Genomic DNA, 6551 nt, shown 5'->3' with positions numbered 1-6551 from the left:
GCCCGCCTCACCGATGCGGCGCGGGCTGAGTCCGCAACATCGTCAAACCGGTAACCAAAGCGCGCGATGTCCTCCGCACAGAGCCTGGCCACGCGCTCTGCCGTCGCATCGTCATAGTACCCCCGATAGTCCCGCGCCCGCTCGGAAGCATTGATCCGCCGGATCTCGGGGCGGAACCCCAGATGCGCCACGAAGGGTGCCATGTCCTGCTCGAGATGCTCGAGCCGGATGAAGAGCGAGGCGCGCTCCTGCCCCGTCACGTCACGCATGTAGCGCCCATAGGGCGCGGCGCGCAGGCTGGCGACGGTCTGCGGGTGGGCCAGGAAGGCGCCGAAGGACAGCTCCGCGGCCAACGACACCGCCGGGTGATCGAAGCTCTGCGCCCGCAGCCAGTGGTAATAGCTCACCATCCGATCCCACGGGTTGCGCACCAGCGTGACCGTGAACATCGCCGCGATCTCCTCAGGACTCAGCACCCCGTCGATGTCGCCCAGCATCGCGTGCTTCCAGAGCCGCCCCCGCGCCGAGAGCTTCGCCACCCGTCCGCGCCGCTTCTGCGCCTTCGGCGTATCGCCGATCAGGATGTCGTCGCGATGCGCCCGCGCCTCGAGCGCGGTGGCCATCGCGGTGCCGCCGGTCTTGGGGATATGCACGAAGATATAGCGGCGGCCGGGCGAGATGATCATGCCCGACACCGTAACCGTGCAAGATCGCATCGGGAATCCCCATTCAGGGCTTTTCGAGCGCGCCGCGACTGCGCATAGTCGGGCGCAGGAGAGATCAGGGAGGATCCGCCATGGGCTGGCTTGCAGACGAAACCGGGCTCGGCAAATGCGCCGCCAACCACGTGCCGCTGACGCCGCTGTCGTTCCTGCGCCGGGCGCGGCAGATCTATCCCGACCATCCGGCGGTGATCTACGGCCCGCATCGCAAGACCTATGCCGAGCATCACGACCGGGTCAGCCAGCTCGCCTCGGCGCTGACGAAAATCGGCATCAAGCCCGGCGACGTGGTGGCGACGATCCTGCCCAACATCCCCGCCCAGGCCGAGGCTCATTTCGGCGTGCCGGCCTGCGGCGCGGTGCTCAACACCATCAACACCCGGCTCGACGTCGACACCATCGCCTACATCCTCGATCACGGCGAGGCGAAGCTGGTGCTCTGTGATCCGCAGTTCATCCCGCATCTCGCCGAGGCCATCGAGCTCATGGAGCAGGAGCCACCCAAGGTCATCGAGGTGGCCGACCCGCATGGCGGCGCCAAGGCCTTCGGCGACTACCTGGAGTACGAGGATTTCCTCGCCACCGGCGATCCCGAATTCGACTGGATCATGCCCGAGGACGAGTGGGAGAGCCTCGCGCTCAACTACACCTCCGGCACCACCGGGAGGCCCAAGGGCGTGGTCTATCACCATCGCGGCGCCTACCTGAACGCCATGGGGCAGGTGCTGAGCTGGCGCATGGTGCTGCACCCGGTCTACCTGACCATCGTGCCGCTGTTCCACTGCAACGGCTGGTGCCACACCTGGATGATGCCGGCGGTGGGCGGCACCGTGGTCTGCTGCCGCGACATCACCGCGCACAACATCTACGATGCCATCGCCGACGAGGGCGTGACCCATTTCGGCGGCGCGCCCATCGTGCTCAACATGCTGGTCAACGCCCCCGAGCAGGAGAAGCGCGCTTTCGACCACGCGGTCGAGGTGTTCACCGCCGGCGCGCCCCCCGCCCCCGCCACACTCGCCAAGATCGAGACCATGGGCTTCCACGTCACCCAGGTCTACGGCCTGACCGAGACCTACGGACCCGACGTGGAATGCGCCTGGCAGGCCGCATGGGAACCACTGCAAGGCGCCGAGCGCGCCGCGATGAAGGCCCGCCAGGGCGTCGCCATGCCGTTCATGGAGCACGTCACGGTGATGGACGAGCAGATGACCATCATCCCCGCCGACGGCGAGACCAAGGGCGAGATCATGCATCGCGGCAACGGCGTGATGAAGGGTTATCTCAAGGCACCCAAGGCCACCCGAGAGGCCTTTGAGGGGGGCTATTTTCACTCCGGCGACATCGCCGTGCTGCACCCCGACAGCTACGTGCAGATTGCGGACCGCGCCAAGGACATCATCATCTCGGGCGGCGAGAACATCTCCTCGGTCGAGGTCGAGAACACCCTGATGGGGCACGAGGCGGTGCTGCTCTGCGCCGTGGTTGCGAAGCCCGACGAAACGTGGGGCGAGGTGCCCTGCGCCTTCGTCGAGCTCAAGCCCGGCCATGAGGCCGGCGAGGCCGAGCTTATTGCCTTTGCCCGCGAGCGGCTGGCAGGGTTCAAGACCCCCAAGAAGGTGGTGTTCGAAGAGCTGCCCAAGACCTCGACTGGCAAGATCCAGAAGTTCCAGCTCCGCACCCGCGCCAGGGAGGTCTGAGCGCCCCGAAGACAGCCCCCCAACGGTCCCGGTGCCCAGCGTCTCTGCCGGGCGCGAGGGACCGGGACATCCGGGGGCCGGACGGCGCTCAGTGCGCCATCATCTCCTGCGCGATCGCCTCGCCGCTCAGGTCGGCGGGATAGTAGGTCGGCCAGTTGGTGACCTCTTCGAGAAGCGCCGCGCGGTCGTCGCCCCAGTAGAGGTGGTAGTGGTCGGCGGGTTCCGGCGCGATCTTGTGGTCGCTGAACTGGATATACGCCGGCGCCGCAGCGTCTCCGCCCTGCTTCTCGAAGATGAAGCGCACGCCGCGATTGCCAGCTGCGTAGGTCAGAACCTCGTAGCCGTCGCCGGCGTAGGTGCCGCTGGCGGCGCCGTCGGCGGTGTGAAACGTCACCTCCTGCCCCTCGATCTCGATCCGGTCTACATCGGTCCGGTATCCGGTCTCGTAGGTGGCGCGATGCTCGGCGGCTGTTTTCTCGCCACTCTCGGCCTTGTGCGCCATGACCACATCAAGCGTGCCATCCTGAAGATAGGGATAGACCGACTGCCAGTCTCCCTGCCAGTCCGACAGCGGGCGGGCAGCGATCGCGCTGTCTTCGAAATAGCCGCGATAGACATCGTTCTCGGCGTGATCATGGCCTTGCGCGTGCTCATGGTCATGATCGTGATCGTGGTCGTGGCTCTCGGCAGACTGAGCGAAAGCGGCGAGCGGCGTCGCGATCAGCAGGGCAAGGACCGGCAGGCTGAGACGCGTGGGCATGATGGACGGCATGGAGACCTCTCGTGTGTCTGATTCTGTAATGTTATCATGTAACACTTTCGACATAACCGGGAGGTCGTTGCTCCGCAACGCCCATTCTCCCGCTCGCGACTGACACCCCGAAACGGCGACCGAACCCGCCCCGACCGGAACGCGTTGCCCCTGTCTCGCGGCCCATGCTACGGTGCCGCGAAACGAGGCAGAGCAGCCCTGAATGACGGCACTCAAAGAGTATCAACGACTGGAAGCATCGGGCCTCTGGCGGCCCGATCCCGACGCGCAGCGTCGTGAAGTGGTCGTGTCGCTGGGCGATGCCTCGCTGACGATTTCCGAGTTCTCCGGGCGCCCGCTGGCGCATTGGTCGCTGGCCGCCGTGCGCCGCGCCAACAAGGGGCAGACCCCCGCCATCTACCATCCCGACGGCGACCCGGGCGAGACGCTGGAGCTGCCCGCCGACGAAACCACGATGATCGAGGCGATCGAACGCCTGCTGCGTGCCATCGACCGGCGCCGACCGCGCCCGGGCAAGCTGCGCGTGGTGCTGCTGAGTGCGGTCGCCGCCACGGTGCTTGCCGGGGCGATCTTCTGGCTCCCGGGCGCCCTGCTCGAGCACACGCGGCGGGTGGTGCCCGCGGTCAAGCGCGACGAGATCGGCGAGGCGCTTCTGGCCCGGATCACCCGTATCTCGGGGCAGCCCTGCATGACCGAAGAGGCGCGCCTGCCGCTGCGCCATCTGGCCCAGCGGGTTCTGGGAGACGCCCGGCGCAACGATCTCGTGGTGCTGCCGGACGGGGTGCGCGACACCGCCCACCTGCCGGGTGGGCTGATCCTGATGAACCGGGCGATGATCGAGGATTACGAAGATCCCGACACCGCCGCCGGCTACCTGCTGGCGGAATCGCTGCGCGCCCGGGCCAGCGACCCTCTGGGCGACCTGCTTTCCCATAGCGGCCTCTGGGCGACGCTGAAGCTTCTCACCACCGGTGCGCTGCCCGATGCCACGCTCGACGCCTATGCCGAGACCCTGCTCACCGAGGCGCGCGAGCCGGTCGCGACCGACACGCTGCTGCGCGCCTTCGCCGCGGCCGAGCTGCGCAGCACGCCCTACGCCTTTGCCCGCGACGTCACCGGCGAGAGCACGGTGGCGCTGATCGAGGCTGATCCCCGCGCCGTCGAGGGCAGCCGTCCGGTGCTCTCCGATCCCGACTGGCTGCGGCTTCAGGCGATCTGCGGCGGCTGACGGGCGACTCCGCCAGACCGATCTCGGACAACGGCTTCACCAGAGCTTCGCTTGGCAAGCCGGCCCTCACAGCGCAAGCGATCTCCCGCACCAGACGGGTTCGCGGCGCCACGTTGTCTCGGCCCAACCTGCCAGAAAAAAGCCCCGCCGTTTCCGGTAGGGCCTTCTTCCGTGATCGCCGACAGAGCGTCAGCGTAGGTAAGCCTGTACGTAGCCGGTGCCCTTGACCCGGCGCAGCGCCGATTGCAGCGCGTTGCCGTCGCTATAGGGGCCGACCACCACCCGGCGGGTCTCGCCGCTGCGCAGGTAGCGCACCGGCAGCCCGGCCCCCCGCAGCCTTGCGGCGGCGGCATCGGCCTTGTCCTTGGTGGTAAAGAGACCGACCTCGACATACCGCGCCGCCGCGGAGGCCTTACGCGCCGGGGCCTCTGCCGCCTGTGTCGAGCGCGACGAGATCACCCCGGTCCGGCGCGCCTGCGCCTCGGTGCGGCCACTGGTGGCAATGATCTGGGCCGGCAGCGGTGCCGGCTCGCTGTCGCGATAGGCGATCTCCGGATCGCGCGCCGGGATGCGGCGCAGCGTCAGGTCGTTGATCCGCGGCACGGTGTTGGTCCAGCGCCGCTGGGTGGCGTAGTAGCCATCGACAGTCTGCCACGCGCGGTAACGGTTGAGCCGGTCATCCTCCCAGGCCGGGCGATAGCCTTGCGGCACCACTGGCGGCACCTCGGAGCGCGCCTCCCAGACATGTTTGGGCACGATCCGACTCTGCGGCCGGGCCGCGATCTGGGCCAGCGCGACCGGGTCGTCCGCACCCGTTGCGGAGCGGCTGTCGTCCCAGCTGCCCTGCCCGTTGCCGTAGTTGTAATAGACGTTCTTGCCGGCGCTCGGAGCCTCGCCCCGGCGCACCTCGGTGACGAAGGGGCTCGACTGCACGCCGCAGCGCACGGTGCGCCCGTTGCTCTGAACGGTGCCGGTGGCGCCGGGCGGGCAAAGCTGCGACGGCGTCGCCACGCGCGGCAGCCGAGAGGCCGTCGCGACCGGGGCCGGCACGGTCTTCACCACCGTCCGCGGCGGCGGCGCCGAGGGCGGCTTGGAGGCCGGAGCCTTCACCACGCGCTGCGGCGCAGGCGTGGCGGGCTTTGAGGCCACGGTCTCCATCGGCTGACGGGCGCTCGTGGTGCGGGTGGGGGTGGTGCGCGTCGGGGCCGGAGCGGCCGCCACGGCAGCGGGTTTCGGCGCGGGCGCCGCGGTCGGCTGCGGAGCTGGCGCCGGCACGGGCGCGGCGGCGGTTGCCGTCGGCGCGGACCTCGCGAAGGTCGGCGGGTAGCCGCAGACCTGATCGCGGTCGCGCGTCACGCGCGGCACCCAGACCACCGCCCCGTCATAGCCGGCGCGCACGAAGACGCAGCCCTCGCTGTCGGCATACTGGGTGCCGGTGAAGCTGGCCGGCGGCAACTCGGCCGGCGTGTCGATGGTGGTGACCCCCTGGGCCAGCGCGGGCGCTAGCCCGGCGCCTGCCGCTGCGGTGGTGATGGCGAGGAACGCCAGAGTTTTCAATCGCATGTCAGCCCCCACAGGATTGGCGGAATCATGCCCGATCCATATAGCCCTGTAAAGCGGACTGACCGCTTATTTTGTGCCGAACATGCGGTCGCCCGCATCCCCTAGTCCCGGAACGATATAGCCTTTTTCGTTCAGGTGATCGTCGAGCGCCGCCGTGATGATCGGCACATCCGGATGCGCCTGCTTCATCTTCTCGACCCCCTCGGGGGCGGCCAGCAGGCACAGGAACCGGATATCCTTGGCGCCAGCTTCCTTCATCAGGTCGACCGCGGCGACCGAGGAGTTGCCCGTCGCGAGCATCGGATCTACGAGGATCACGCAGCGGTCCTCGAGGTTCTTCGGCACCTTGAAATAGTACTGCACCGGCTTCAGCGTCTCCTCGTCGCGGTAGAGGCCGACAAAGCCCACCCGCGCCGCCGGCACAAGCTCGAGGATGCCGTCGAGCAGCCCGTTGCCGGCGCGCAGGATCGACACCAGCACCAGCTTCTTGCCCTCGATCACCGGCGCGTCCATCTCGCACATCGGCGTCTCGATGCGCTTGGTGGTCACCGGCAGCTCGTGGGTGA

General features: G+C 68.4%; 6 protein-coding genes. 2 read left to right on the top strand and 4 right to left on the bottom strand.

The annotated features are described in order from the left end of the window. The coding region (locus R2601_RS10450; protein WP_083793910.1) for a sulfotransferase family 2 domain-containing protein at positions 1 to 686 on the bottom strand (686 nt) is incomplete at its 3' end. A 110-nt stretch (positions 687 to 796) separates the two neighbouring features. Between R2601_RS10450 and R2601_RS10445 the strand changes: the two genes are divergently transcribed. After that, on the top strand, positions 797 to 2422 hold the full coding sequence (locus R2601_RS10445) for an AMP-binding protein (RefSeq protein ID WP_007797682.1): 1626 nt from the start codon (positions 797 to 799) through the stop codon (positions 2420 to 2422). A gap of 88 nt (positions 2423 to 2510) precedes the next feature. Here the strand turns inward: R2601_RS10445 and R2601_RS10440 are convergent, their stop codons facing one another. Then, a complete protein-coding gene (locus R2601_RS10440; RefSeq protein WP_007797678.1) occupies positions 2511 to 3194 on the bottom strand; it encodes a ZinT family metal-binding protein in 684 nt (227 codons plus the stop codon). Positions 3195 to 3396: 202 nt separating this feature from the next. Between R2601_RS10440 and R2601_RS10435 the strand changes: the two genes are divergently transcribed. Beyond that, positions 3397 to 4422 carry a hypothetical protein gene (locus R2601_RS10435; protein WP_007797675.1) on the top strand — a complete coding sequence of 342 codons (1026 nt, stop codon included), beginning with the start codon at positions 3397 to 3399 and terminating at the stop codon, positions 4420 to 4422. A 189-nt stretch (positions 4423 to 4611) separates the two neighbouring features. On the opposite strand, the gene R2601_RS10430 is transcribed toward R2601_RS10435, so the two are convergent. Both R2601_RS10430 and upp read right to left on the bottom strand, forming a co-directional pair. Beyond that, positions 4612 to 5985, bottom strand: a complete 1374-nt coding sequence (locus R2601_RS10430; protein WP_040544595.1) for an SPOR domain-containing protein — start codon at positions 5983 to 5985, stop codon at positions 4612 to 4614. Positions 5986 to 6051: 66 nt separating this feature from the next. Beyond that, positions 6052 to 6551, bottom strand: a 500-nt coding sequence (gene upp / locus R2601_RS10425; RefSeq protein WP_007797670.1) for a uracil phosphoribosyltransferase, incomplete at its 5' end; no start/stop codon positions are given.

Origin of the sequence: Salipiger bermudensis HTCC2601 (assembly GCF_000153725.1) — a bacterium.
Classification (GTDB): Bacteria; Pseudomonadota; Alphaproteobacteria; order Rhodobacterales; family Rhodobacteraceae; genus Salipiger; species Salipiger bermudensis.
Note: the sequence above shows the minus strand (reverse complement) of the source record. Positions and strands in the feature narration are given on the sequence as shown.

Excerpts from the sequence above, each read along its gene's own strand:
- R2601_RS10435 (WP_007797675.1), top strand. The coding sequence starts at position 3,397 with ATGACGGCACTCAAAGAGTATCAACGACTGGAAGCATCGGGCCTCTGG.
- R2601_RS10445 (WP_007797682.1), top strand. The coding sequence starts at position 797 with ATGGGCTGGCTTGCAGACGAAACCGGGCTCGGCAAATGCGCCGCCAAC.
- R2601_RS10440 (WP_007797678.1), bottom strand. The coding sequence starts at position 3,194 with ATGCCGTCCATCATGCCCACGCGTCTCAGCCTGCCGGTCCTTGCCCTG.
- R2601_RS10430 (WP_040544595.1), bottom strand. The coding sequence starts at position 5,985 with ATGCGATTGAAAACTCTGGCGTTCCTCGCCATCACCACCGCAGCGGCA.